Origin of the sequence: Promicromonospora sp. Populi, assembly GCF_041081105.1 — a bacterium.
Taxonomy (GTDB): Bacteria; Actinomycetota; Actinomycetes; order Actinomycetales; family Cellulomonadaceae; genus Promicromonospora.
The window spans coordinates 2,359,928-2,384,924 of record NZ_CP163528.1 but is presented as its reverse complement, the minus strand read 5'-3'; the positions used below and the strand labels follow the sequence as shown (position 1 = coordinate 2,384,924).

Genomic DNA, 24,997 nt, shown 5'->3' with positions numbered 1-24,997 from the left:
TCTACGAGGGTCGCCACCGTGAGGTGGCGGCCCTCGTTTTTTCGTGCCGACAGGTCGCTGACAAAACTCTCTTGCGGAACTCCGACGTTCTGTGGTTCATTAGTCGAGTAATGAACCAACGAGGGTCGGGAGACCGAAGATGACAACGCTCGCCGCAAGGCCGACAACTTCCAGGCTGGGGTACGTCGACAACCTGCGGATCATGCTGACCGTGCTGGTCCTGGCGCACCACAGCGCCCTCACGTACAGCGCGCTTCCGTTCTGGTACTGGACCGAGCCCAGCACGAGCCCCTCGGGCATCGCGCTGGTGGTGTTCGCGGTCGTGAACCAGTTCTACTTCATGGGTTTCTTCTTCCTGATCTCCGGCCTGTTCGTCCCCGGGTCGGTCGACCGCAAGGGGCCGGGCGCCTTCGCCCGGGACCGCCTGATCCGGCTCGGGATCCCGCTGGTGGCGTACTGGCTGGTGGCGCGGCCGGTCCTGTCCCTGCGGGAGTGGCCGGCGCGCAGCGCGGAGGGCGAGTCGTTCCTGCACTTCTGGTTCACCGTGGGCGACCCGGGGCCGCTGTGGTTCGTCGAGGTGCTCCTGGTGCTGACGCTCGCCTACGCCGCCTTCCGCGCGCTGCGCGCCCGGGTCGGCGTCCGGTCCGGCGTCGTGGTCGACGGCGGTGTCGGGGCGGAGGGCGTTGCCGGGGCGCAGGGCGTCGCCGCGCAGCCGCGTCCGGTCGGCTTCTGGGCGATCGCCGGGCTCGTCGGGGTGCTGGGCCTGGCGACGTTCCTCTGGCGCCTCGTGGTTCCGGCCGGCACCTACTGGGAGGTCGTCGGGCTGCCGACGCCGGCCTACCTGCCGCAGTACGTGATCCTCTTTGTGGTCGGGCTCCTGGCGACTCGACGCGGCTGGCTCACCGCGCTGACGGTGCGGCAGGGGTGGGCGGCGCTGGTGGTGGCCGTCGTCGGCCTGGGAATGGCGGCCGGTACGACCGCCCTGGCGACGGCGCCCGGCGCCGGAGCCCTGGCGCTGCTGGCCTCCGCCGTCGCCGAGAACATCTTCGCGGTGAGCATGATCGTGGCTCTGCTGGTGCTGTTCCGGGAGAAGTTCTCCGGGCAGCCAGCGTGGGCGAGGTTCGCCGCGCAGAACTCGTTCGCGGTGTACGTCATCCACCCGCTGGTGCTGGTCGGCGTCGCCATGCTCTTCGCGCCGCTGGTGGCCCCGGCGGGCGTGAAGTTCCTGATCCTGCTCGCGCTCGCGATACCGCTCTGCTGGGGCTTCGCCCACCTGCTGCGCCGCATCCCGGGAGTCGCGCGGGTGCTGTAGTGCGGAGGCTAGGCCGGCAGCCGGGGGCGGCTGACTTCGGTCCCTTGCACCAGCCCATCCGTGACTTCGGTCGCTTGCCTTGAGATCGGTCAATCAAACGACCGATCTCAAGGCAAGCGACCGATCTCATAAAGCCTGGCGTGCAACCGACCGAACTCGACGGATCAGGGGGTCCGTCAGACCCAACCGCATCTCGTAATTGCCTTCCGCCCGAGGCATGGTTCCGGAGAGGATCGGGCCCGTGGCACCCGAGATCTACTCCCGCGGCGTGACCGCCACCGGATCGACAGTGGCCCTTCGCGGCTGGACGGCTCCCGACCTCGACGCTTTCCGCGCGTGGCTGCGACCCGAGCACGACTGGCATTGCTGGGACGGCCCCTATTACCCGGTACCGATCGACGCCGAGGCTGACAGCTTGGTCACGTCCCTCGCACGGGACAACGGTCTAATCTGGGCGCCGCAGCCGGAAGGTGACCACAGCAGTTGCTGCCAGGATCGGGAGCAGCCTGGCAGCAGCTGCTGTGCTGAACGCCCGGGCATCCCGCCGTCCGAGAGCCAGGCGGCGCCACCTCGTCGGCTGGTGGTGGACGTCGACGGCGAGCTGGTTGGGACTGTCGCCTGGTACTGGGAATCACGCGAGACGGAGTGGGCCCGGATGGGCGTCACCGTGTACGACCCGGCGGTGCGGGGCCGAGGGATCGGGCGCACGGCGCTCGCCCTATGGACCTCTTTGCTGTTCGAGCGCACGCCATGGGTGCGGTTGGACTTCGCGACCTGGTCCGGCAATCGGGCGATGCTCAGCGTCGGGACGGCGCTGGGCTTCGTTGAGGAAGCGCGGTTCCGGCAAGCCAGAGTGGTCGAAGGCGTCCGTTACGACTCGGTGGTCATGGGCGTGCTACGTGACGAGTGGTGTGCCCGGACGAGGCGTCAGGCCCCGGGTGAGTTCGAGCCGGGCAGCCGGGTGTAGAAATCGGCGATGGTCTGGGAGAAGAGCTCGGGGCGCTCGACGTTCCACGGGTGTCCGGCGCGCGGGACGATCCGCAGCTCGGCGTTGGGGATGCCGGCGGCGAGCTCGCGCGCCGGGAGAATGTTGACGACGTCCAGGCTGCCGCACAGGACGAGGGTCGGCACCTGGATGCTCCCCAGGCGGCCGCGGAAGTTGAGGTCGGCGACCACCCGGAGGGCCCCGAGCCACATCGCCTTGGTCATCCCCATGCGCTCGGCGTGGCTCTCCGGCAGCACCCGGACGACCGTCCTCAGGATCGCCATGAGGGCGGGGTGCGGGCGCACCTGGCTGCCGGAGAGCACGAGCGAGGCGATCCGCTCGGGAAAGTCCAGCGCGAGCTGGGTTGCCGTCATCCCGCCCAGCGACAGGCCGCAGACGTGCGCGCGTTCGATGCCGTGCTCGTCGAGCAGGTCGCGCAGCGCGAGCGCCGCGCCGGCGAACGTGAACCTGCCGGGCGTCGCGGCTTCGGAGAGGCCGGGTATCTCGGGGGCGAGACCCGTGAACCCGGCGGGCAACGCGCCCAGCTGCGCCGCCCACGGATCAACGCCGGCGCCCAGGCCGGGCAGGAACAGTACGGTCTTGTCGTCGGCGGCCATGCCCGTCAACGTAACGGGAATGCTTGACTGACACCCATGGAAGACGGTCTGGGTGCGGGACGAGTCGAAGTGATCGCCGGCCCGATGTTCGCCGGCAAGTCCGAGGAGCTGCTGCGCCGGGTGCGCCGTGCCCGGATCGCGCGGCGCGGTGTGCTGGTCGTGAACCACGCCCTGGACACCCGGCGGGGGACCGGCCGGGTCACGTCGCACTCGGGGGCGGAGCTGCCGTCGCACGCGGTGTCGGACGCCGCGGAGATCCCGGGCTTGCTCGACGCCAGGACCGCGACCAACGCCGGCACCGAGCTCGTCGCCATCGACGAGGCTCAGTTCTTCGGCGTCGGGCTCGTTCCCGTGGTCTCGGACCTCGCGGACCGTGGGCTCGTCGTGGTCGTCGCCGGGCTGTCGGTCACGTTCGACGGCCAGCCCTTCGCGCCGCTGCCCGAGCTGATGGCGCTCGCCGAGTCGGTGGAAAAGCTCACCGCCGTCTGCTCGGTCTGCGGCGCAGACGCCGCGTTCCACGTCCGCATCCCGGGTGCGCCATCGGTGTCCGACGTCGGCCCTGCCCACCCGGGAGCCGCGCTGACACCGGTAGCCGCCCACGTAGGCGGCTCGGAGTCCTACGAGGCCCGATGCCGCCGGCATCGGATCGCGTGATCCCCGCGGCCCCGTCAGAGCTTGCGGAGCGTGTGGTACTCCGGGCAGTCGAACGGGTCGCGGGCCGCTAGGCCCACCCGGTTCAGGTAGTTGACGACTATCAGGTACGACTGCGCCAGGCTCGTCTCCGTGTAGGGGATGCCCAGGGTGGCGCAGTGCTCCCGGACGATCTCGGCGGTCCGGATCAGGTGCGGCCGAGGCATGCTCGGGAACAGGTGGTGCTCGATCTGGAAGTTGAGCCCGCCCATGAGGATGCTCATGAACCAGCCGCCGCGGATGTTCCGCGACGTCAGGACCTGCCTGGACAGGAAGTCGAGGCGGGTCTCCGCGGGGATGATCGCCATGCCCTTGTGGTTGGGCGCGAACGACGCGCCCATGTAGACGCCGAACACGGCCATCTGCACGCCCAGGAACGCGAAGGCCATCCCGAGCGGCAGCGCCCAGAACAGGATCGCGAGGTACGCGCTGAGCCGGACGGTGATGACGACGAGCTCGTTGATGCGGGCCCGCAGGGTCTCGGGCGGGCCGTGGAACAGCGACTGGACCGAGGTGATGTGCAGGTTCAGGCCCTCGAGCGTGAGCAGCGGGAAGAACAGCCAGCCCTGGTAGCGGTTGATCCACCGCTTGAGCCCGCGGTGCTGCCGCACACCGTCCTCGGTGAACGCGATCGTGTCGTTCGCGATGTCCGGGTCCTTGTCGACCTTGTTCGGGTTCGCGTGGTGCCTCGTGTGCTTGTTCATCCACCACGAGTAGCTGATACCGACCACCGCGTTGGCGATCAGGCGGCCCACGCGGTCGTTGCGCGGCCCGGACACGAAGACCTGACGGTGCGACGCCTCGTGCGCCACGAAGGCGAACTGCGTCAGCACGAGGCCGAGCGCCCCCGCCATGAGGAGCTGGAACCAGGAGTCGCCCAGCAGCACGAACCCGGTGATGATCCCGCCGAGCGCGACGGTGAGCGCGGCGAGGTTCCAGGCGTAGTAGTGGTGAGCTCGGCCGAGCAGTCCTGCGTCGCGCACGGTGCGAGCCAGGGACGAATAGGTGCTGGTCACTGGCTGGGCATCGGGGTCGCGGGGCTTGGTCGGGCGAAAGCCGTCGCGGACGGAGGGGGCAGCTTGGGCCATGAGGTCCTCACTAGCTCGGTGTCGACTTCTCAGTCGTGGAGTCGGACGGTCTCGCCCATCGTGCGGATACCCCGAGCCTACGGGACCGTAGGTTACCGTCGCGGGGGGAGATGTGGACGCCTCGCGAAGGGTTCTAGACTTTGTGTTTACCTTTGCTTGTCCATGGCCGGGCGTTTCAACCCTCGATGAGCGGTACGAACCGGTATCCGCCGTGGTCGGTCGCGCGGATGCGGCCGTCCGGCAGGCGCTCGATGAGCACCAGCGTCGTCCGGACGGGGATGACCATGCGGCCGCCGATCCCGACCTGGTCCACCAGTGCGCGCGGCAGCGCGGGAGCCGACGCCGACACCAGGATCCGGTCCCAGCCGTTCTTCCGCGGGTAGCCGAGCACGCCAGGCACCGCCTGCACGAGCGTCGCCCAGCCCATCCCGGCGCGGTCGACGTTGGCCGCACCCCACTCGGCGAGCCGGTCGTCGCGCTCCACGCCGAGCACCGCGCCCTTCGGCCCGGCCAGGTAGGCGAGCAGCGCGGTGGTCCAGCCGGAGCCCGCGCCGACGTCGAGCAGGCGCGCGCCCAGCGGCACACGCAGGAGGCGGAGCATGGCGGCGACCGTCGTCGGCTGCGAGGAGGTCTGCCCGCGGCCGATGGGCAGCGGGCGGTCCTGGCCCGCGAACGGCCGTTGGGAGCGCGGCAGGAACTCACGGCGGGCGACCGCGCGCATGGCGCGCTCGACTTCGTCGTGCTCTGCTGCCGGACCATCTACTGCTGGATCAGAAGCTGGATCAGAGGCCATCGGGATCACCTGGGCCCAGCGTAGGCACAGGATGGTGGTCAAGGCCACGGGCTGTCGGTTTGAACCCGCTCGGAGCATCGCGTAATCTAGATCTTCGGTGTGCTGTCTGCGCACCCGTCCTGCGTGCCCATGGCGCACCGCACTCGACCGCCGCGGCGGAGCGAGTCACAGCAAAGCCGGTGAATCCCGTCGTGCGCGCACGCCAAGACTAGAGAGATGAGTTGAACGTGGTGTACGCGATCGTCAAGGCCGGTGGCCGCCAGGAGAAGGTGTCCGTCGGGACCATCGTCGTCATGGACCGTGTCCAGGCGACCCCCGGTGAGACCGTTGAGCTCCCGGCCCTCCTGCTCGTGGACGGGGAGAAGGTGACCACCGACGCGAAGAAGCTGGCGAAGGTCAAGGTCACCGCCGAGGTCGTTCGGGACGAGAAGGGTCCGAAGATCGTGATCCTCAAGTTCAAGAACAAGACCGGCTACCGCAAGCGTCAGGGTCACCGTCAGTCGCTGACCCGCCTGAAGGTCACTGGTATCAAGTGACTTCCGCTGCGGGCTCCTCGGCTGAGTGAGCCCGCGCGCGATCCCGAAACTTCTTCTTCTACTTCGTCCCGAAAGACAGGTCCTACAGATGGCACACAAGAAGGGCGCGAGCTCCTCGCGCAACGGTCGTGACTCCAACGCCCAGCGCCTCGGCGTCAAGCGCTTCGGTGGCCAGGTCGTGAAGGCCGGCGAGATCATCGTCCGCCAGCGCGGCACCCACTTCCACCCCGGCAACAACGTCGGCCGCGGCAAGGACGACACGCTGTTCGCCCTGACCCCCGGCGCCGTGCTGTTCGGCAACCGTCGTGGCCGCAAGGTCATCGACATCGTGACTGTCGAGGCCTGAGCTCCGGCTTCCGCGTAAAGGGGCGCACCGGTGACGGTGCGCCCCTTTGGCTTTTTATGGAGCGGCTCAGAGAGCTGCTCCACCTGAGCATTACCTGTGCAGTACTTGAGAGGATCGAGACATGGCCAGCTTCGTAGACCGCGTGGTTCTCCACGCCGCCGGCGGTAACGGCGGGAACGGCTGCGCCTCGATCCGTCGCGAGAAGTTCAAGCCCCTTGCGGGGCCCGACGGCGGTAACGGCGGCGACGGCGGCACCGTCAAGCTGGTCGTCGACGCCAACACCACCACCCTGCTGGAGTACCACCACTCGCCGCACCGCCGCGCGACGTCGGGCACCCAGGGGATGGGCGACGACCGGGACGGCGCCAAGGGCGGCGACCTGGTGCTGAAGGTGCCGGACGGCACTGTCGTGAAGGACCTGGACGGCAACGTCCTGGCCGACCTCGTGGGCGATGGTGCCGAGTACGTGGTCGCCGCGGGCGGCAAGGGCGGCCTGGGCAACCGGGCGCTGTCGTCGCCCAAGCGCAAGGCCCCCGGGTTCGCTCTCCTCGGCGAGGAGGGCGAGGAGGCCGACATCGAGCTCGAGGTCAAGACGATCGCCGACGTCGCGCTCGTGGGCTTCCCGAGCGCCGGCAAGTCGTCGCTGATCGCCGCCATCTCGGCCGCGCGGCCGAAGATCGCGGACTACCCGTTCACGACCCTGGTGCCGAACCTCGGCGTGGTGCAGGCCGGCCAGTCGCGGTTCACCGTCGCCGACGTGCCGGGCCTGATCCCCGGTGCGAGCGAGGGCAAGGGCCTGGGCCTGGAGTTCCTGCGCCACATCGAGCGGACGGCGATGATCGTGCACGTGCTCGACTGCGCCACGCTGGAGCCGGGCCGCGACCCGATCAGCGACCTCGACGTGATCGAGGCGGAGCTCGCCGCGTACTCCGGTGACATCGGCCTCGAGGGCGGGCGGGTGCCGATGAGCGAGCGCCCCCGGCTCGTGGTGCTCAACAAGATCGACGTGCCCGAGGCCCGCGAGCTCGCGGACTTCGTCAAGGCCGACCTCGAGGCGCGCGGGCTGCGCGTCTTCGAGATCTCGACCGCGTCCCACGAGGGCCTGCGTGAGCTGAAGTTCGCCCTGGCCGAGATTGTGGAGAAGGCCCGCGCCGCTGCGCCCGCCCCCGAGCCCGCGCCGGTCGTGCTGCGCCCGCGCGCCGTGAACGAGGCGAGGTTCACCGTGCGCCGCCTGGGCGGCGAGACGGACTACTGGTTCGAGGTGCGCGGCGACAAGCCCGAGCGCTGGGTGCGCCAGACCGACTTCAACAACGACGAGGCCGTCGGCTTCCTCGCTGACCGGCTCGCGAAGATCGGCGTCGAGGACGGGCTGTTCAAGGCCGGCGCCGTCGCCGGCGACGAGGTGCGCATCGGCAACCCGAAGAACGCCGTCGTCTTCGACTGGGAGCCGACCCTGCAGACCGGTCCGGAGCTGCTCGGCGGCCGCGGTACCGACCTGCGGCTCGAGCAGAGCGACCGGCCCACCCGTGGCGACAAGCGTCGCGAGTTCAACGAGCGCATGGACGCGAAGACCGCCGCGCGGCAGGAGCTGTGGACCGAGCGCGAGGCAGGGGTCTGGACCGACCCCGACGCCGACTGACAACCAACGGGTCTTGCCCGGGGTTTGAAATGAGTGCGCGTTCTTGGGCGGGCTCCGGAGAGGATGGGGGCGTGAACTCCCTCGCCCCCTCGGGGACTCCCCAGGAAGCCGGCGGTCGCGCGGGCGCTCGCTCCGCCATCGCCACCGCCAAGCGGGTGGTGGTGAAGATCGGTTCGTCGTCGCTGACCGGTCCGGAGGGGCACCTCGACGTGGGCGCGCTCCGCGGGGTCGTCGAGGTGCTGGCCGCCCGGCAGGCCGCGGGCGGCCAGGTGGTGCTGGTCACCTCCGGCGCCGTGTCGGCGGGCATCGGCCCGCTCGGGCTCGGCACCAGGCCGCGTGACCTCGCCACCATGCAGGCCGCGGCGTCCGTGGGTCAGGGCCAGCTGGTGGGCCGGTACCAGGAGGAGTTCGCGGCGTTCGGCATCCAGATCGGGCAGATCCTGCTCACCGCCGAGGACACCGTGCGCCGCGCCCGCTACCGCAACGCCCAGCGGGCGCTGGAGCGCCTGCTCGCGCTCGGCGTCGTACCGGTCATCAACGAGAACGACGCAGTCACTACCGACGAGCTGAAGTTCGGGGACAACGACCGCCTCGCGGCGCTCGTCTCGCACCTGGTGCGCGCGGACGCGCTGGTGCTCCTGACCGACGTCGACGGCCTGCACGACGCACCGCCGTCGCGTCCGGGCGCGCGCCGCATCCCGCTGGTCGACGACCTCGCGGACATCGCGGCCGTCGAGGTGACAGCGCCCGGCAGCGCCGTCGGCACGGGCGGCATGGTCACCAAGCTGGAGTCGGTGCGGATCGCCACCGGCGCGGGGGTGCCCGCCGTCCTCACCCTCACGGCGAACGCCGCCTCCGCCCTCGCCGGGGACGACGTCGGTACGTTCTTCGCCGCCACCGGACGCCGCACCTCGGCGCGCCGCCTCTGGATCGCGCACGCCGCCCGCACGCAGGGCCGCCTCCACCTGGACGACGGCGCCGCGCGCGCCGTCCTGGGCGGCCGCGCCTCGCTGCTGCCCGCTGGGATCACCCGGGCCGAGGGGCAGTTCGACGCCGGAGACCCGGTCGAGCTCGTCGCGCCCGACGGCACGGTGGTCGCCCGGGGCCTCGTCGCCTTCGACGCCACCGACCTCCCCGCGCTGCTGGGGCGCTCGACCTACTCGCTCCGTGACGAGCTCGGGGAGGGGTACGACCGGGTGGTCGTGCACCGGGACGACCTGGTGCTGGAACGGCCGATGAGTTCAACCTCCGCATTCGCCCGCACCCGACGTACTCTCCAAGGATGACGACTGTGAGCCAGGACGAGGCGACACCGGGCACCGTGGACGTCCGTACCGCGGAGGTGGCCGAGGCGGTGCGCGACATCGCCCGGCGCGCAAAGGTCGCCTCGCGCACCCTGGCCACGGCGAACCGGATGACGAAGGACGCCGCCCTCGGTGCCATCGCGGACGCCCTGGTGGCGGCCGCGGAACAGATCGTCGCGGCCAACGCGGAGGACCTGGATCGGGGCCGCGCGAACGGGATGTCCGACGGTCTGCTGGACCGCCTCGCGCTGACCCCCGAGCGGATCGCGCAGATCGCCGGCGCGCTGCGCGACGTCTCGGGCCTGCCCGACCCGGTCGGCGAGGTGGTCCGCGGGCAGACCCTGCCGAACGGCCTGCGCCTGCGGCAGGTCCGCGTCCCGATGGGCGTTGTCGGCATGATCTACGAGGCCCGCCCCAACGTGACCGTCGATGCCGCGGGCCTGGCCCTGAAGTCCGGCAACGCGGTGATCCTGCGCGGGGGCAGCGCGGCGGCGTCGTCGAACGCGGTGATCGTGGCGGTGATGCGGGGCGCGCTGGAAGCCTGCGGCCTGCCGGCCGACCTGGTCCGGTCGATCGACGCCTACGGCCGTGCGGGCGGTGTGGCGCTCATGCGCGCCCGCGGCCTCGTGGACGTCCTCATCCCGCGCGGCGGCGCAGACCTCATCCAGACCGTCGTGCGCGAGTCCCTCGTGCCCGTCATCGAGACGGGTGTGGGGAACGTGCACGTCTACGTGGACGCGACCGCTGACGTCGACATGGCGGTCGCGATAGTGATGAACGCCAAGACCCAGCGGGTCGGCGTGTGCAACGCCGCCGAGACGCTGCTGGTGCACGAGGACGCCGCCGCGGCGTTCCTCCCGGCGGCGCTCGCCGCGCTGGCCGAGGCCGGCGTGGTGCTGCACGGGGACCCGGTGGCGATGGCCTTCGCACCGGCAGGGGCCGACATGGTCCCCGCGACGGACGAGGACTGGGCGACGGAGTACCTGGCGCTCGAGCTCGGGGTGCGGGTGGTGCCGTCGCTGGAGGCGGCGATCGAGCACATCCGCACCTGGTCCTCCGGGCACACGGAGGCGATAGTGACGCGGGACATCACGGCGGCGGACCGGTTCGTGGCGGAGGTGGATTCTGCGGCCGTGATGGTGAATGCCTCGACCCGGTTCACCGACGGCGCCGAGCTCGGCCTGGGTGCCGAGATCGGCATCTCCACGCAGAAGCTGCACGCGCGAGGGCCCATGGGCCTGACCGAGCTGACGACCACCAAGTGGGTAGTCACCGGTGACGGGCACATCAAGCCATGAGGCCCATACGCTTTGGTGCACACCCCGCAATTCGTCCGTGAGAGACTAAAGCCCACCTGAGTACGTCCGACTGGGAGGAATACCAGTGCTGTACAACGCCGTTCTGGCCGCCGAGGCCGCTTCGGAGCACGCCAGCGAGCCGATCGATCCCATCGTGATGGGCCTGATCGCCTTCGGCGCGCTCGTCGCCGCACTCGTCGTCACGTTCGCGTTCCGCAACGTCGGCAACCGGCACTGATCCGCCAGACGGGAGCCTGACGACCAGATGAGCGCACCCACCGTATGAGTGCCCCCACTGGGACCAGGCCGCGCATCGGAGTGATGGGCGGTACGTTCGATCCCATCCACCACGGCCACCTCGTGGCCGCGAGCGAGGCAGTGGCCCACCTGGGGCTGGACCAGGTCGTCTTCGTTCCCACGGGCCGGCCGGGATTCAAGCAGAAGCAGCGGGTCACTCAGGCTGAGCACCGCTATCTGATGACGGTGATCGCCACGGCGTCGAACCCGCGCTTCACGGTGAGCCGCGTCGACATCGACCGCGAGGGCCTCACCTACACGGTCGACACGCTCCGGGACCTGCGTAAGCAGCGCCCGGATGCGGACCTCTTCTTCATCTCGGGAGCGGATGCCATCCAGCAGATTCTTCGGTGGAAGGATGCCGAGAAGCTCTGGGACATGGCACACTTCGTCGCTGTCACACGGCCGGGGCACATGCTCACCGTGGACGGGCTTCCTCGGGACGGTGTGACGACACTCGAGGTTCCTGCGCTTGCCATCTCCTCGACCGACTGTCGTCGTCGGGCCGAGGAGGGTCTGCCGGTCTGGTATCTGGTGCCTGACGGCGTAGTCCAGTACATCGCCAAGCACGGACTGTATCGAGGTCTTCACGATGAGTGACAACAAGGGTCGTCCCATGACGCGCCGCGAGATTCGCGAGCGTGAGGCTGCCGCCGCGGCTGCTGCTGCCGGTGGTGGTGGTAGCGCCTACCCGCCGCAGGGTGGCGCGCCGCAGCAGCCTCCGCACCGTGGCGCGCCCGCGCCCGCGCCTGAGGGGGGCTGGCCGCAGAACCCGCCGGTCGCCCGGCCACCGCAGGCGACGGGCGGCTCGCGTGGTGTGGACGCGACCGGTCGCCTGACGCCCGTGCAGCAACCAGGCGGCAACCCGCAGCCGTACGGGTCCGGCGCGCCCGGTCAGGGCAGGCCCGGCGCCCCGTCCGGTCCGGGCAACCACGGTGCCCCGCCGTCGGCCCCCGGGGGCCGTGGTGCTCCCGGTCAGCGCAGCGCGCCCGGTCAGCAGGGCCCTGGTCAGCAGGCACCGCCCAGCCCGTTCGGCGCTCGTCCGACCAGTGCGCCCGTGCAGCCGGCCCCCCAGCAGGGCCGCTCCGGGCGGTTCGCCAGCCAGAGCGCTCCTCCGGTGACCGGTGCGCCCGGTGGCCCCGGTGGCCCCGGTGCTCCGGGTAACCCCGGCCAGACCTCGCAGTGGGGCGCCCCCGCTCCGGCCCAGCCGCCGTCGAGCCCGCCGTCGCCGTTCGGTACCCGCGCAGGCGCGCCCGGAGCGCCGGGCGCCCTGGGCCAGCAGCGCCCGGGCACGGGCCGTCCGGCCGGTAGCCCGCCCAGCGGTTCGATGTCGGGCAGCGCGCCGGCCCTCCCGTGGGAGGCAGGCGCCCAGTCAGCTCCGCAGTCCCTGCCCCCGGGCGGTGCGCCCGCTGGGCCCGCTTCCCCGTTTCCCGGTCGGCCCGGCGCGGCCGGCCCTGGACAGATCGGTGGCCCTGGCCAGCAGCCCGGTGGCCCCGGCCAGTTCGGTGGTCCGGGCCAGCAGCCCGGCGGCCCCGGCCAGTTCGGCGCCGGTCCGATCGCCCCGTCCCGGGCGTCCCGCCGTGAGGTGGAGGACGAGTGGGACGAGGAAGAGGACGAGGGCCCGCAGTACACCTGGCTGCACTACATCATCCTGGTTGTGGTCGCGTTCGTCCTGGGTCTCCTGATCTGGTACCTGGTGCTCAGGGGCGACGACCCCGGGTACGGGACGGACCAGGCCGCAGTTCTGCTGGGCACCCTGCCGGGTGGGTTACCCGGCTTCCTGGGAAGTGGGTCTGCATGACGGCGACAGAACGTGCCACCGAGCTAGCGATCGCCGCGGCGCGAGCGGCGAGCGACGTCAAGGCGCAGGAGATCATCGCGCTCGACGTGAGCGAGCAGCTGGTACTGACCGATGTGTTCCTCATCGCGTCCGGCGCCAGCGAGCGTCAGGTCTCCGCGATCGTCGACGCGGTCGAGGAGCGGCTCTTCAAGGAGGGCGTCAAGGCGATCCGGCGGGAGGGCAAGTCCGAGGCCCGCTGGGTGCTGATCGACTTCGGCGACATCGTCGTGCACGTCCAGCACCAGGAGGACCGCACGTACTACGCGCTCGAGCGCCTGTGGAAGGACTGCCCGGCGATCCCGCTCCCCGAGGACGCGCGCGGCGGCGGCGACACTGCCGAGTACAGCGAACCCGACGACGGCGCTATCCACCTGGCCGGGGACGCGCACCGGTGACGGCGGGGACGGTCGTCCTGCTGCGCCACGCACGCACGGCGTACAACGCGGGCCTGCGGCTGCAGGGCCAGATCGACATCCCCCTCGACGAGGTAGGCCGCTGGCAGGCGGAGCAGGGCGCCACCGCGCTCGCGGCGTCGCACAAGGCGTCCCTGGTGGTCTCCAGCGACCTGCAGCGCGCCCGGGACACGGCCGCCGCGTACGCGCGGCACATCGGCCTTGAGGTCGTGACCGACGCCGGGCTGCGGGAGCGTTCGTTCGGCAGCTGGGAGGGCCTGACCGACGCCGAGATCGCCGAGAGCTGGCCCGAGGAGCACGCGATCTGGCGCAGCGGCGGGGACCTGGCGGCGGACGGGATCGAGTCCAAGGACGCCGTCGCGCGGCGCATGGAGGAGGCGGTGCTGCGGCACGCGGAATCCCTGGGCGCGGGGGAGACCCTCGTGGTGGTGTCGCACGGGTCGGCGATCACGCAGGGGATCACGCGGCTGCTGGGCCTGGACGCGGTGACGTGGCGCGGGCTGCACGGCCTGCACAACGTGCACTGGTCGCACCTGCACGCCTCCGGGCCTGGTGCGACGCCCGCGTGGCGTCTCGTGGCGCACAACGTGGGGGCCGGGTACCCGCTCGACACCTGGCAGTCCGGGCCCGAGTCCCGGCCGTGATCGAGCGCACGCGCTTTTGATTTGGTCTCTGGCGTCGGTCTGCATAGACTGACGACGCTCGCCCGGCTGGATGGCTGGGGGAGACCAATTCGGGGCTGTGGCGCAGCTGGTAGCGCACCTGCATGGCATGCAGGGGGTCGGGGGTTCGAGTCCCCCCAGCTCCACCGAAGTGATGACGCGGGACATCGTTCAGATGTCCCGCGTCATTTTTGTATCTGAGGGCCGAGCCAGTGTCTGTCGGGTGCCTGAGCGGGGTCGCAGGCCTGCCCGACCGGACGATTGACCTCAACCGGGGTTGAGGTCCTAGCGTCGGAAGCATTCGACGAGAGGACGAGGAAATGCCCGTCTACACCCTGCCTGACCTGCCCTACGACTACGCGGCGCTCGAACCGCACATCAGCGGGCGCATCATGGAGCTGCACCACGACAAGCACCACGCCGCGTACGTGGCGGGCGCGAACGCCGCGCTCGACGCGCTGGCCCAGGCCCGCGAGACCGGCGACCTCGCCGCCGTGAACCTGCACGAGAAGAACCTCGCGTTCAACCTGGGCGGGCACACCAACCACACGGTGTTCTGGCACAACCTCTCGCCCGACGGCGGCGGGGAGCCGGACGGCGAGCTCGCGGCAGCGATCGTCGACCAGTTCGGCAGCTTCGCCGCGTTCCAGGCGCACTTCGCAGCGGCGGCCACCGGCATCCAGGGCTCCGGGTGGGCCGTGCTTGGCTGGGACAGCATCGGCGGTCGGCTGCTGGTGTTCCAGCTGTTCGACCAGCAGGCGAACGTGCCGCTGGGCATCACCCCGCTGCTGCTGCTCGACATGTGGGAGCACGCGTTCTACCTGGACTACCTGAACGTCAAGGCCGACTACGTCAAGGCGTTCTGGAACCTCGCCAACTGGTCCGACGTCGCGGCTCGGCTCGACCGGGCGCGAGCGGCAACCGGCAGTCTCAGCCCGGCGGCCTGACCGCCGAGGAGTCCGCCCTGGTCGGCGGCGTCGCGCGGTCGGCTGCTTTGGTCGGACGGGCCGAATCGGTCTAGACTTGCGACGCTCGCCCACCTGGGCGAACACCTTTGGGGCTGTGGCGCAGCTGGTAGCGCACCTGCATGGCATGCAGGGGGTCGGGGGTTCGAGTCCCCCCAGCTCCACCAAAACACTGAAGTTCACGAGGGCCGTTCCCGTACTCCTGTCACAAGGAGGAGGGAATGGCCCTTTGTCGTGAGTGGTCGTGAGTGCGCCAATCCGTGGACCATTTCTTTCGGTTCTCTTTCGGTCATCCTTTCGGGTTTCTTTCGCCGAGTGCGCAGACACGGCATTTCTTGGGCGTGTTCGACGCGCCTGATTCCCTGGGTGAACCCGCACACTATTGTCATCGACGAGCCTGCCAGGCTCTTGATCTTTTCCTGAAAGGACACCCCATGCACCGCCGCCGGAATGTATACGTCTCGCTCGTGCTGGTTGGCAGCCTTGCCGGCTGCACCGCCGGGACCACCGGAGAGACACCACCGGCCGCGTCACCCCCCGCGTCGTCGCAGACGGATCCTGCCGCCGGGATCCCGCTCGGCGAGCCGAGCGTGCTGGCCGAGGGGATCACCGGCACCCCGTGGGAGCTTGTCGTCATGGACTCGGGGTCGAGCCTGGTCAGCTTCCGTGACACCGGCAGCATCGGCGAGCTCACCGAGAACGGGGAGGTCCGCGAGGTGGCGACGATCGGCGACGCCGTCATCCAGGGCACGTCCGGCGTGCTGGGCATCGCCCTCCTCGAGGGCGCAGAGGGTGAGCCGACCTACCTCTACGCGTTCTACACGGCCGACGACAGCCAGCGCATAGTCCGGGCGCCACTGACCGGGACCACCGGGAGCTACGCGCTCGGCGCGTTCGAGACCGTCCTCGACGGCATCCCGAGGGGTGAGCGACACAACGCCGGGCGCATCGCCTTCGGGCCGGACGGCATGCTCTACGCGGCGACCGGTGACCCGGACCAGGAACACGCCCAGGACCCCGAGTCGCTGGCCGGCAAGATCCTGCGCCTGACGCCCGAAGGCGAGGTGCCGGGCGACAACCCGACCGCCGGCAGCTACGTCTACAGCCTCGGCCACCGCAACATCGAGGGCCTCGCCTGGTCGGCGGACGGCACGATGTGGGCCAGTGAGTTCGGCGAGGACGCCTGGGACGAGCTGAACGAGATAGTGCCCGGCGGCAACTACGGCTGGCCCGAGATCGAGGGGGAGGGCGGCGCGCCGGACTTCATCGACCCGGTGCTCACCTGGTCGGTCGCCGACGCGAGCCCGGCCGGCATCGCCGTCGTCGACAACACCGTGTTCATGGCGAACCTCCGCGGCGAGTCGCTCATGGCCATCGACGTGTCCGACCCCGCGGGCGCCACCTTCACCACCTACTTCCGCGGCGAGTTCGGCCGGCTGCGCGAGGTCGATCTCGCGCCGGACGGGGAGTCGCTGCTGGTGCTGACCAGCAACTCCGACAGCAACGGCGAGCCCCGCGAGGGCGACGAGCGACTGCTCTCCGTGCCGCTCGAGACTGCCGCCGGCTGAGGCGCTGCGACGGCCGGTCACGAGGTCGTGACCGGCCGTCACCCAGCCGGGACCGGGCGCTACTCGGTCAGCGTGCCCACGTCGAACCCCGCCGCGCGCCGTTCGTCGGCGAAGCTGGTGACCCCGCCGGTCTCCCAGTTGATCGCGAGGGCCTGGACGGAGCCGTAGGCGGCCCGGGACGCCGTGTCGTCCCCGCTCACGTCGACGGTGTAGCCCATCGCCCCGAGCTCGTCGGCGAGCTGCGGGAGCTCCAGCTGGAGCTCGCCGCCCGTCAGGAGGAAGCGGCCGGAGGGGACCGCGGTCTCCAGCGACTGACCGTGCAGGGCCCAGCGCGCGACGACGTTCGCGATGGTGTTGGGGATCTGGCGACCGCCCGGGGTGCCGAGCACGAGCACGGGGCGTCCCTGGTCGTCGAGCAGCATGGATGGTGAGCTCCAGGTCACGGAGCGGCGCCCGGGCTCCGGTTGGTTCGCGCCCTCCAGGCCGATGTCGCTGAACCGGCCGAGCTGGTTGTTGATGAAGAACCCCGCCACGTACTGCCCGCTGCCCCAGTAGTTCATGATGGTGTTGGTCATCGAGACCGCCACACCGTCCGCGTCGACGACCGAGATGTGCGTGGTGTTGGCCGCGCCCACGTAGCCACCGAGCTCGGCCGAGTTGGTGCTCGTCGCGGTGGCGTCCGGCAGGGTGGCGGCGATCTCGGCGTTCTGCTCGGGGTCGGTGAGCTGTTCCACCGGGACGTCCACGAAGCGAGGGTCGCCGAAGTACTGCTGCACGGAGGTATCGGCGACCTGCCAGGCGCGCGACAGGATGTCGATGTACTCGGGCGAGTCCGGGTCGACGTCGCCGATCCCTGCGGCCTCCGCGATCTGCATCATCTGGATGACCGCCGCGCCGGCCAGGGCTGGTGCCGCCGAGAGCATCGTGAACTCGCCCACCGGGCCCGACGCGGGTTCGGAGACCTCGACCTCGTAGTCGGCCAGGGACTGGCTGTCTATCCCCGGCGTCTCGGTCAGCGCCGAGGAGAGGCTACCGGTGTACAGGGCGTCGGGACCCTCCTCGGCGAGAGTGCGCATGGTCGCGGCCAGCTCCTCCTGGACCAGTGTGTCGCCCTGCTGGAGGACCGTGCCGTCGTCGCGCCGGAACTGCGGCAGGGACGAGGTGACCTCCGGGCCCGGATAGCCGCTGATCTGCGACGCGAGGTAGCGCGAGACCGGTGCGCCGTTCTGCGCGATCTCGATCGCGGGCTGCAGCAGCTCGGCCCAGGGCAGGGTTCCGCCGTCGCTGTGCAGACGCTCCATCCCGGCGACGAAGCCGGGAATCCCCGCGCCGCTGTCCGGGATCTGGCCGGCCTGGTTGACCACCTCGCGGTAGTCGTAGTTGGTCGCGGTCCCGTCCGCCGCGACTATCGCGACGCCGCCGCCGCCAATCCCCGAGCTGGCCGGCTGCAGGACCGCGTCGGCGAACGCGGCGGCGATCGCCGCGTCCACCGCGGTGCCGCCGCTCTGAAGGATCCGGGTGCCGGACTCGGCGGCCAGCGGGTGACCGGCACTGACCCCGTATCCGCCCAGCGCCGGCTCCGGCGAGGGCGAGGGGGATGGCGCGGAGGCCGACGGCGAAGCCGTCGCCGTTGGGCTGGACGACGGCGGCGCCGACGTGGCCGTGCAGGCGCTGAGCACCGTCACGGCTGTCGCAGCCGCGAACGCCGCCACGACGCCCGGCCTCCTGCTCTGATCACTCTTCATCACTGTTACTAGGTCCTTTCGGAGATTCGTACGGTCGGCGTCGGCGTGGGTGCGGGCACGGTCGCGGTGGTTGCAGGAACGGTCGGGGTGGGCGCCTGCACCCTGGAGGGCCGGAGCCAGGTCTGGCGCAGCAGCCGTTCGAGCGGGCCGGGCCAGCTCATCCGATCCCAGATGGCAGCTATCGCGACCACGGCGGTCATGAGGGCGGCGCTCACCAGCACCCCCTGGCGGAACGAGAAGCCCAGCTCGGGCTTGATCAGCGCGAGCACCACGAAGTGGAGCACGTAGAGGGTCAGCGAGAGCCGGCCGCACGCGACCAGCCAGCCGAGGAGCCATGCCCGGTGGAATCGGTGCTGAACCAGCGAGAATGCCGCCACGATGGCCACCGCGCCGCCGATGCTGCTGGCCAGCCACAACGGCATCTGGCCGTGTGCGGCGCCGGTCAGCAGGCGCAGCGGTCCGCTGTCTGCGGCCGGTCCGACCAGCGCGTACGTGAGCTGGGAGAGGGCGAAGGCCCCGACGGTGACGGCCGCACCACCGACGGCGAGCCGGCGCAGAACCACGGTGTCGGTGAGGTCGAGCCGCGCGACGCACAGCCCGGCGATGAACGGCAGCGTCCAGCTCGTCAGCGGGTACCGGCCGGTGAACAGGAGCGACTCCGCGGCTTCCAACGGCGGCGTGCCGAAGGTGACCGGGCCGAGCGGCTGGGTGGCCGGCCAGATCATGTCGTGCGCGACGAGGAGGGCAGGCCCGGCGATCAGGAGCACGCCGCCGATCCACAGGAGGGTCCGGCCGGGCAGGCGCCACAGCAGCGGCGCCAGCAGGAACAGGACGGCATAGGTCGGCAGGATCACGTTGACCCGGTCCGTCAGCCCCTGCAGCGCCACGCCACCCGCGAAGAGGAGCGCTGCGCGCCAGGTGACCGTCAACCACCGTTCCCGCTCCGACTGCCGGCTGAGCAGGTACCCCATCCCGATGCCCGCGACGACGACGAAGAGCACGGATGCCCGACCGTAGGGCAGTACGTAGAGGCGTTGCAGGAGCGACTGCGAGCTGATCGGCCCGACGTTCACGACGATCATCCCGAGAAGCGCCAGCCCACGCGCAGCGTCGAGGCCCACTACCCGGGGACGTGCCGCTACCGCCGCCACCCTCACGGCCGCTCGCCGAGCGAGGCAAGGCGGCTCACGCGTGCGCGCGATCGACATACCTCCGGATTAACGCTTCTCTTCACGTTTATATAACGCGGCCGGGCCCAGCTGGGTTGCTTTCGTTGTGAAGATAGGAGGTAGGCATTCCGTGGGCGTAATGTGAGTGCCGATGTCAGAGAAGACAGATCTCAAGAAGAGCCTCGACGCCTATCAAGCGAAGTCGGGCCGCTTTCGGGTGGTCGACGTCCCGGACCTGCAATACCTCAAGGTGGACGGGCACGGTGATCCGAACACTTCGACCGCCTTTGCCGAGGCGGTCGAGTCGCTCTACCCGTTGGCCTATACATGCAAGTTCGCCAGCAAGCGCGCGCTCGGCCGTGACTACGTGGTCATGCCGCTGGAGGGCCTGTGGTGGGCCGACGACATGGACACCTTCACGGTGGCGCGTGACAAGTCACGCTGGGACTGGACGCTGATGATCCTGCAGCCCGACTGGATCGACCAGGAGATGTTCGCCTCTGCCGTCGAGCAGGTCCGTGCGAAGAGCAGCCCGCCGCGCCTCGACGACGTCCGCCTGGAGACGTTGTCCGAGGGGCGCTGTGTGCAGACGCTGCATGTCGGGCCGTTCGACGCCGAGGCGGAGGTGCTCGCGCGGATGCACGACGAGTTCATCCCGGCGGGTGGGCTGCGCAGGGTCGGCAAGCACCACGAGATCTACCTCAGCGACCTCCGCAGGGTCGCGCCCGAGAAACGGCGGACGATCCTGCGGCAGCCGGTCACGGGCTCGGCTGCCCCGTGATCTCGGCGGCCTCCTGTGTGGCCGCCCAGGAGGCGAGCAGCGCGAGGCCGTCCGCCGCCGGGGTCCCGGCGGCGGCGGTGTAGACGTTGAGCACCAGCCCGGGCTCTGAGGGCAGATCCATCGACTCGAAGTTCAGGTCGAGCTGACCGACCACCGGGTGCCGCAGCCGCTTCTGGCCGCTGCGGTGCAGGCGCACGTCGTGCGACGCCCACCGCTGACGGAACAGCTCGCTCTGCGTGGAGAGCTCACCGACCAGCGCGACCAGGTCCGGGTCGTGCGGATTACGCCCGGCCTCCAGCCGTAGGTACGAGGCGGAGTCCTTGGCGATCCGCTCCCAGTCGACGAAGAAGTCCTGGGCCGCGGGGTCCAGGTAGACGAACCGGGCGGTGTTCGCCGGCAGGCGCGGGTTCGCCAGCACCGGCGCGTACAGGGCGCGGGCCAGGCGGTTCATCGCCACTATGTCGTGACGGCCGTTGCGCACCCACGCGGGTGCGTCGCTGATCGCGTCGAGCACCTGCTGGACGGCGGGCCGCACGCTGTTCGGTGCCCGACGGCGCCGGGTGCGACTGCCGGATCCTGCCGTGCGGGCCAGCGTGAAGAGGTGGTCGCGTTCCGCCTCGTCCAGCTGCAGGGCCCCGACCAGGGCGTCCAGCACGCTCTCCGAGGCACCGGCGAGGTTCCCGCGTTCCATCCGCACGTAGTAGTCGACCGAGACGCCGGCCAGCATCGCGACCTCCTCGCGACGCAGGCCCTGCACGCGCCGGTTGTTGCCGTAGGCGGGCAGGCCTGCCTGCTCCGGTGTGATGCGCGCCCGCCGCGAGCTGAGGAACTCGCGGACCTCGGCGCGGTGGTCGGTCTCTCCCATGCCCTCACGGTAAGCCGGACCGTTCCGGCGTGGGAGGCACTGGTGTTACCCGGGATCTCAGCCGGGGGTCGGCAGTGACCCCGCCGTCGGCCCCCTTATCCACCCTGGGTCTGACCCGGTCCGCCCTGGGTCCGATGCCCGGCCGGGCTTCGGTCGATAGGTTTCTTGTCATGACCACAGCCACTTATGCCGAGACGTCGCCGACCCGTGCCGACGCATCCCGTCTGCTGGTGCGGTTCGGGATCGTCGTGGTCGCGAGCTTCCTGCTGGGCGGGCTGACGTCGTACGCGCAGGGATTCCTGCCGGACGCGCTCGCGTCCTTCGCGAACTCGGCCAGCGGCTGGACCGTGCTCACCGCCCTGCTTGTGTACTGGTCCCGGGCGCGCACCGCGCCCGCCGCGGTGCTCGGCGCGCTGAGCTTTGTCCTGCTCGTGCTCGGGTACATGGTGGCGGCCGACCTCCGGGGCTACGTCTACAACCCGCTGCTCTTCGCGACGGTGGGCTTGGTGGTCGGCCCGTTCGTCGGCGTCGCCGTGTCCTGGCTGCGGGCCACCGGTGTCCGGGCAGCGCTCGGCACGGCCCTGCTGGCGGGCATCGGCGTCGGGGAAGCCGGCTACGGGCTCACGGTCATCCGGGAGACGACCAGCCCGGTCTACTGGTCGGTGATCGGCGTCGTCGGCCTGGTCCTCTTGATTGGCATGCTTGCCCGCCGAGTTCGGGGTGCGCTGCCTGCCACCCTCGCGGTTGGCGGCACGGTAGCCGTCGCGGTCGCCTTCTACGTCGTCTACTCGAGCCTTTAGCCCTCGACCATCCGGTCCAGGAGCCGGTCGAGGAGCTGGTCGGCGCGCCCCGCGGCGCGAATGTCGACGAGGAGGAGCTGGGTCAGCCCGGCGGCGCTCGCCACGATCAGCTCCGCATCCAAGTCGGCCGCTCGTCGCGCGGCTGGCGCCGCACCGGCGCGGGTCCGCCGGAGCTGCTCCGCGATCGTCGTCACGAGGAAGCGTGGCGCGCCCAGCGTGTCCTCGGCGCCGATGTTCTCCGCGCTGACGTCCTTCGCACCGATGTCCGCCGTGCCGACGCCCTCCTGACCGTCGTCGGGCGTTGTGAGCGCCGCCGTGTGGAAGGCGTTCAGAACGATGGCGTCCTGCCGTCGCGCGGCATCCGCCGGGAGCAGTTCCGCAAGGATCGCGCGGATCACCTCGCGCGGCGCGGGGTCGTTGCCGAGCGCGCTGAGGCTGCGCGTGAACCGGGAGCCGGCGCCTGCCACGACTGCCTGATGGGTGGCCTGCAGGAACTGGCGCTTGGTGCCGAAGTAGTACTGGACCAGCCGCACCGAGATGCCGGCCTCCGCGGCCACCGACTGGAAGGTCGCGGCCCCCAGGCCGTCGCCGGCGATGACCCGTCGTGCGGCGTCCGTGATCTGTGCTCGCCGCTGATCGTGGTCGGCCAGTCTCGGCATGCGGGTTCGCCCTCTCGTGCTCGTCGTCGCAGCCCGACGGCCGCCTTGATGGTATGTGTAAACCATCATAAGTGATATGGTCGTACCAACAAGACGGAGGAGCCATGGCCAGGGTCGGACGGTTCAAGAACGGCGCGGCACGCGAGACCTACCTGCGCGCCTACGAGGCGATGGAGCCCCTCTGGCCCCTGCCGTCGATGACAGTCGACGTGCCGACCGCGTTCGGACCGACGCACGTCCGCCAGTCCGGTTCCGGCGACGGGTTGCCGCTCGTGCTGCTGCACGGGTTCGGCGGCACCGGCCTGAACTGGCACGACGTCGTCCTGGGCCTGGCCCGGGACCGTGCCGTCTACGCCCTGGACACCATCGGAACCGCGGGGCGCAGCGTGCAGACCGCCCCGCTGGCCGGCGACGCCGACTACGGCGTCTGGTTCGCGGAGGTGCTGGACGGGCTCGGCCTCGACCGTGTTCACGTGCTGGGGGAGTCCCAAGGGGCCTGGCACGCGACCCTGGCGGCGGTGCACGCGGCGGACCGGGTGGCGAGCGTGTCCCTGATCGAGCCCAACGGGGTGTTCACCAAAGTCCCGCTGCGGGTCCTGGCGAAGATGCTCAGGTTCGGGGCGAACCAGACCGACGCGGGCTGGCGCAGGATGACCGACTGGCTGACGCCGGGGGTCACGTTGACCGACCTCGAGTGGGCGTGCTTGAAGGCTGCGCAGGGCTACCGACCCTCGGGCGGCTGGGCGCGACCGTTCAAGGATGCCGAGCTGGAGTCTTTGGCCCCGCCAGTGCTGGTGATCTTCGGCGCCGAGTCCGTGATCGCGGAGCCGGTCGCGGCGCGGCGGCGGCTCGCGGAGCACCTCCCGAGCGCCGAGGTCGAGATCTTCACCGGCGTCGGGCACGGCCTGCGTGGTCAGATCCCGGAGCAGATCATCGAGCGGATCGTGGCGTTCCTGGCACTGCACGACCGTGCTGTACACGACAGCGCGGCACATCGGGAGCGATGAGTTTCTCCCGAACCCTCGAAGCCTGAGACCTGAAGACCAGCGGGGCCCCACGCCGTCGGCGTGAGGCCCCGCTGTGTGTGCCCGCTACAGGCCCGACGAGCGGCGCGCGTCGAGCGAGAACAGTCCCTCGGGATCCACCCGCGCCCGGACGGCGTCGACCTGCGCCTCGACGTCGGCCGAGAAGGTCCGGCGCGGCGTCGCCGGGTTCTCGATCAGGGTCGGCGCGGTGCGGTCGGTCGTGTACGGCCGGAGCGACTCCCGGAGCCGCTCGAGGTCCGCGCGCACTTCCTTGTGGTCCTCGGGTGTGATCGCGAGGCCGATGCCGAACGAGGCCAGGTCTGCCTCGATGCTGCCGAAGACACCAGCCCCGGCGGGCGCCTCCGCGAACGCCCCGCCGAGCTGGCGCAGCTCGGCGGCGATCAGCCGGCTGCCGGACCCGGGCCCGGCAGCCGCATACCAGCGGTCGATCGTGTCGTGGCCGACGCCGGCCAGGCTGAAGCTGTCGCTCGCGCCAGGCAGCGGGTCCTCGGGGTCGCCGTGCGTCCGCACCGCGTCGGTGACGGGGCCCACGTGCCAGGTGTCGAGGAGCGGGGTGGCCAGCGCGGACAGCGGGTCTACGAGGTCGCGGAGAACCTCCCCGGCGCGCTCCGGGGCGTCGTCGTCCACGATGATCGAGCCATCGATCGCGAGGATCTGCCGACCCTGGAGCGGCTCGGGCGTCATCGGGCCGGGCGGCAGGTTCAGCAGCCGCATCGAGGTGGTCGCCGCACGCGGTGCGGTCGCCGCCCAGTCGGCCCAGGCGCGGGCGACCGGACCGGATTCGGCGGCGTCCCAGACGATCATCCCGGTGAGCACGGTGCGCAGCGGGAGCATCCGCAGCTCCACGCCCAGCACGATGCCGAAGCCGCCACCGCCGCCGCGCACCGCCCGGAAGAGCTCCGGGTCGTTGTTCGCGTCCGCGGTGACGATGCCCCCGTCCGCAAGTGCCAGCGTCACGGAGACCACGCTGTTCGCCGCGACGCCCAGCTGGCGGCCGTAGAAGCTCAGGCCGCCGCCGAGCAGGAAGCCGATCACGCCGACGGTGGGGCTGGAGCCGTGGGGCACGGCAAACCCGTGCTCCGCGGCGGCATCGACCACTGCACCCCACCGGGCGCCGGCCGGGATCCAGACGGTCCCGCGGCCCGGGTCGACGCGGATCGGCTCGTCCAGGACGGTGCGGACCACGTAGAGCTTGCTCGCGACGGGCCCGAGCATGCTGGTCGAGTGGCCGGTGGAGATCGGGGCGATGCGCGCCCCGATCTCGCCGGCCTCTAGGATCGCGTTCTGCGCGTCGGCCACGGTGCGTGCGGTGGTGGCGGCGATAGGGCGCAAGGGGGCGGCGAGGTTGAAGCTGACGGCGGCCTCGTCGTACTCGGGAGTTCCGGGATCGGCGAACGCGCCTTCCGCCAGCGGTCCGTTGGGATTGGTGGTCAAGGTCATGCCGTCGAGGTTAGGAAGCGCCGACGTCGTCGTCATCGGGGGACCCACGTATGCCTCCACGTATCGCCCGCACACCCTTCGCCGGTATCTGACGGGCGGGTGCCGCCTCCCTAGAGACCGTGGGTCCTCCCCGCACCGC

The 24,997-nt window shown here is 70.8% G+C and carries 26 protein-coding genes and 2 tRNA genes; 20 read left to right on the top strand and 8 right to left on the bottom strand.

Going from position 1 to position 24,997, the window contains the following annotated elements; translation table 11 throughout:
* Positions 1-139: 139 nt before the first annotated feature.
* Together AB1046_RS10930 and AB1046_RS10925 are read left to right on the top strand one after the other, a co-directional pair.
* Entirely contained in the window at positions 140-1,312 is a 1,173-nt protein-coding gene (locus AB1046_RS10930) for an acyltransferase family protein (protein ID WP_369375188.1), read from the top strand.
* 241 nt (positions 1,313-1,553) lie between these two features.
* Positions 1,554-2,279 carry a GNAT family N-acetyltransferase gene (locus AB1046_RS10925; protein ID WP_369375186.1) on the top strand — a complete coding sequence of 242 codons (726 nt, stop codon included), beginning with the start codon at positions 1,554-1,556 and terminating at the stop codon, positions 2,277-2,279.
* Here AB1046_RS10925 and AB1046_RS10920 read toward each other — a convergent pair.
* Entirely contained in the window at positions 2,240-2,914 is a 675-nt protein-coding gene (locus AB1046_RS10920) for an alpha/beta fold hydrolase (RefSeq protein WP_369375184.1), read from the bottom strand. The genes AB1046_RS10925 and AB1046_RS10920 overlap by 40 nt on opposite strands.
* 36 nt (positions 2,915-2,950) lie before the next feature.
* Between AB1046_RS10920 and AB1046_RS10915 the strand changes: the two genes are divergently transcribed.
* Positions 2,951-3,568, top strand: coding sequence for a thymidine kinase (locus tag AB1046_RS10915; protein ID WP_369375182.1), 618 nt, complete (start codon positions 2,951-2,953; stop codon positions 3,566-3,568).
* A 14-nt stretch (positions 3,569-3,582) separates the two neighbouring features.
* Here AB1046_RS10915 and AB1046_RS10910 read toward each other — a convergent pair whose 3' ends face one another.
* Together AB1046_RS10910 and AB1046_RS10905 are read right to left on the bottom strand one after the other, a co-directional pair.
* Positions 3,583-4,692, bottom strand: a complete 1,110-nt coding sequence (locus AB1046_RS10910) for a fatty acid desaturase (RefSeq protein WP_369375180.1) — start codon at positions 4,690-4,692, stop codon at positions 3,583-3,585.
* Positions 4,693-4,867: 175 nt separating this feature from the next.
* Positions 4,868-5,485, bottom strand: coding sequence for a protein-L-isoaspartate O-methyltransferase (locus AB1046_RS10905; protein WP_369375178.1), 618 nt, complete (start codon positions 5,483-5,485; stop codon positions 4,868-4,870).
* A gap of 227 nt (positions 5,486-5,712) precedes the next feature.
* Between AB1046_RS10905 and rplU the strand changes: the two genes are divergently transcribed.
* From rplU to AB1046_RS10835, 14 genes are all read left to right on the top strand, one after another.
* Entirely contained in the window at positions 5,713-6,021 is a 309-nt protein-coding gene (rplU, locus tag AB1046_RS10900; protein WP_369375176.1) for a 50S ribosomal protein L21, read from the top strand.
* An 88-nt stretch (positions 6,022-6,109) separates the two neighbouring features.
* On the top strand, positions 6,110-6,367 hold the full coding sequence (rpmA, locus tag AB1046_RS10895) for a 50S ribosomal protein L27 (RefSeq protein ID WP_369375174.1): 258 nt from the start codon (positions 6,110-6,112) through the stop codon (positions 6,365-6,367).
* 121 nt (positions 6,368-6,488) lie between these two features.
* On the top strand, positions 6,489-8,006 hold the full coding sequence (gene obgE / locus AB1046_RS10890) for a GTPase ObgE (RefSeq protein ID WP_369375172.1): 1,518 nt from the start codon (positions 6,489-6,491) through the stop codon (positions 8,004-8,006).
* 71 nt (positions 8,007-8,077) lie between these two features.
* Positions 8,078-9,292, top strand: a complete 1,215-nt coding sequence (gene proB, locus AB1046_RS10885; RefSeq protein ID WP_369375170.1) for a glutamate 5-kinase — start codon at positions 8,078-8,080, stop codon at positions 9,290-9,292.
* On the top strand, positions 9,289-10,608 hold the full coding sequence (locus tag AB1046_RS10880) for a glutamate-5-semialdehyde dehydrogenase (protein WP_369375168.1): 1,320 nt from the start codon (positions 9,289-9,291) through the stop codon (positions 10,606-10,608). The genes proB and AB1046_RS10880 overlap by 4 nt, the downstream gene beginning before the upstream one ends.
* A gap of 85 nt (positions 10,609-10,693) precedes the next feature.
* Positions 10,694-10,846: a hypothetical protein gene (locus AB1046_RS10875; protein WP_369375166.1), complete on the top strand. Its 153-nt coding sequence runs from the start codon at positions 10,694-10,696 to the stop codon at positions 10,844-10,846.
* Positions 10,847-10,890: 44 nt separating this feature from the next.
* A complete protein-coding gene (gene nadD, locus AB1046_RS10870; protein WP_369375164.1) occupies positions 10,891-11,505 on the top strand; it encodes a nicotinate-nucleotide adenylyltransferase in 615 nt (204 codons plus the stop codon).
* On the top strand, positions 11,498-12,706 hold the full coding sequence (locus AB1046_RS10865) for a hypothetical protein (protein ID WP_369375162.1): 1,209 nt from the start codon (positions 11,498-11,500) through the stop codon (positions 12,704-12,706). Before nadD ends, AB1046_RS10865 begins: the two co-directional genes overlap by 8 nt.
* Positions 12,703-13,140, top strand: a complete 438-nt coding sequence (gene rsfS / locus AB1046_RS10860) for a ribosome silencing factor (RefSeq protein ID WP_369375160.1) — start codon at positions 12,703-12,705, stop codon at positions 13,138-13,140. Before AB1046_RS10865 ends, rsfS begins: the two co-directional genes overlap by 4 nt.
* Positions 13,137-13,802, top strand: coding sequence for a histidine phosphatase family protein (locus AB1046_RS10855; RefSeq protein WP_369375158.1), 666 nt, complete (start codon positions 13,137-13,139; stop codon positions 13,800-13,802). The genes rsfS and AB1046_RS10855 overlap by 4 nt, the downstream gene beginning before the upstream one ends.
* Before the next feature lie 91 nt (positions 13,803-13,893).
* Positions 13,894-13,966, top strand: a tRNA-Ala gene (locus AB1046_RS10850).
* Between the two features lie 174 nt (positions 13,967-14,140).
* Positions 14,141-14,767: a superoxide dismutase gene (locus AB1046_RS10845; RefSeq protein ID WP_369375156.1), complete on the top strand. Its 627-nt coding sequence runs from the start codon at positions 14,141-14,143 to the stop codon at positions 14,765-14,767.
* Positions 14,768-14,876: 109 nt separating this feature from the next.
* Positions 14,877-14,952: transfer RNA gene (locus AB1046_RS10840), tRNA-Ala, on the top strand.
* Positions 14,953-15,252: 300 nt separating this feature from the next.
* Positions 15,253-16,353, top strand: a complete 1,101-nt coding sequence (locus AB1046_RS10835; protein ID WP_369375154.1) for a sorbosone dehydrogenase family protein — start codon at positions 15,253-15,255, stop codon at positions 16,351-16,353.
* Between the two features lie 59 nt (positions 16,354-16,412).
* Here the strand turns inward: AB1046_RS10835 and AB1046_RS10830 are convergent, their stop codons facing one another.
* Positions 16,413-18,098: a gamma-glutamyltransferase gene (locus AB1046_RS10830; RefSeq protein WP_369375152.1), complete on the bottom strand. Its 1,686-nt coding sequence runs from the start codon at positions 18,096-18,098 to the stop codon at positions 16,413-16,415.
* Between the two features lie 8 nt (positions 18,099-18,106).
* Positions 18,107-19,255: a DUF418 domain-containing protein gene (locus AB1046_RS10825; protein WP_369375150.1), complete on the bottom strand. Its 1,149-nt coding sequence runs from the start codon at positions 19,253-19,255 to the stop codon at positions 18,107-18,109.
* Positions 19,256-19,418: 163 nt separating this feature from the next.
* Between AB1046_RS10825 and AB1046_RS10820 the strand changes: the two genes are divergently transcribed.
* Positions 19,419-20,048: a GyrI-like domain-containing protein gene (locus AB1046_RS10820; protein WP_369375148.1), complete on the top strand. Its 630-nt coding sequence runs from the start codon at positions 19,419-19,421 to the stop codon at positions 20,046-20,048.
* Here the strand turns inward: AB1046_RS10820 and AB1046_RS10815 are convergent.
* On the bottom strand, positions 20,026-20,913 hold the full coding sequence (locus tag AB1046_RS10815; RefSeq protein ID WP_369375146.1) for a helix-turn-helix transcriptional regulator: 888 nt from the start codon (positions 20,911-20,913) through the stop codon (positions 20,026-20,028). The genes AB1046_RS10820 and AB1046_RS10815 overlap by 23 nt on opposite strands.
* A gap of 170 nt (positions 20,914-21,083) precedes the next feature.
* Between AB1046_RS10815 and AB1046_RS10810 the strand changes: the two genes are divergently transcribed.
* A complete protein-coding gene (locus AB1046_RS10810; protein WP_369375144.1) occupies positions 21,084-21,713 on the top strand; it encodes a DUF6518 family protein in 630 nt (209 codons plus the stop codon).
* On the opposite strand, the gene AB1046_RS10805 is transcribed toward AB1046_RS10810, so the two are convergent.
* Positions 21,710-22,372 carry a TetR/AcrR family transcriptional regulator gene (locus AB1046_RS10805; RefSeq protein ID WP_369375142.1) on the bottom strand — a complete coding sequence of 221 codons (663 nt, stop codon included), beginning with the start codon at positions 22,370-22,372 and terminating at the stop codon, positions 21,710-21,712. The genes AB1046_RS10810 and AB1046_RS10805 overlap by 4 nt on opposite strands.
* 104 nt (positions 22,373-22,476) lie before the next feature.
* On the opposite strand from AB1046_RS10805, the gene AB1046_RS10800 reads away from it, so the two are divergent.
* Positions 22,477-23,379 carry an alpha/beta fold hydrolase gene (locus AB1046_RS10800; protein ID WP_369375140.1) on the top strand — a complete coding sequence of 301 codons (903 nt, stop codon included), beginning with the start codon at positions 22,477-22,479 and terminating at the stop codon, positions 23,377-23,379.
* An 84-nt stretch (positions 23,380-23,463) separates the two neighbouring features.
* Here the strand turns inward: AB1046_RS10800 and AB1046_RS10795 are convergent, their stop codons facing one another.
* Positions 23,464-24,858 carry an FAD-dependent oxidoreductase gene (locus AB1046_RS10795; RefSeq protein WP_369375138.1) on the bottom strand — a complete coding sequence of 465 codons (1,395 nt, stop codon included), beginning with the start codon at positions 24,856-24,858 and terminating at the stop codon, positions 23,464-23,466.
* Between the last annotated feature and the right edge of the window lie 139 nt (positions 24,859-24,997).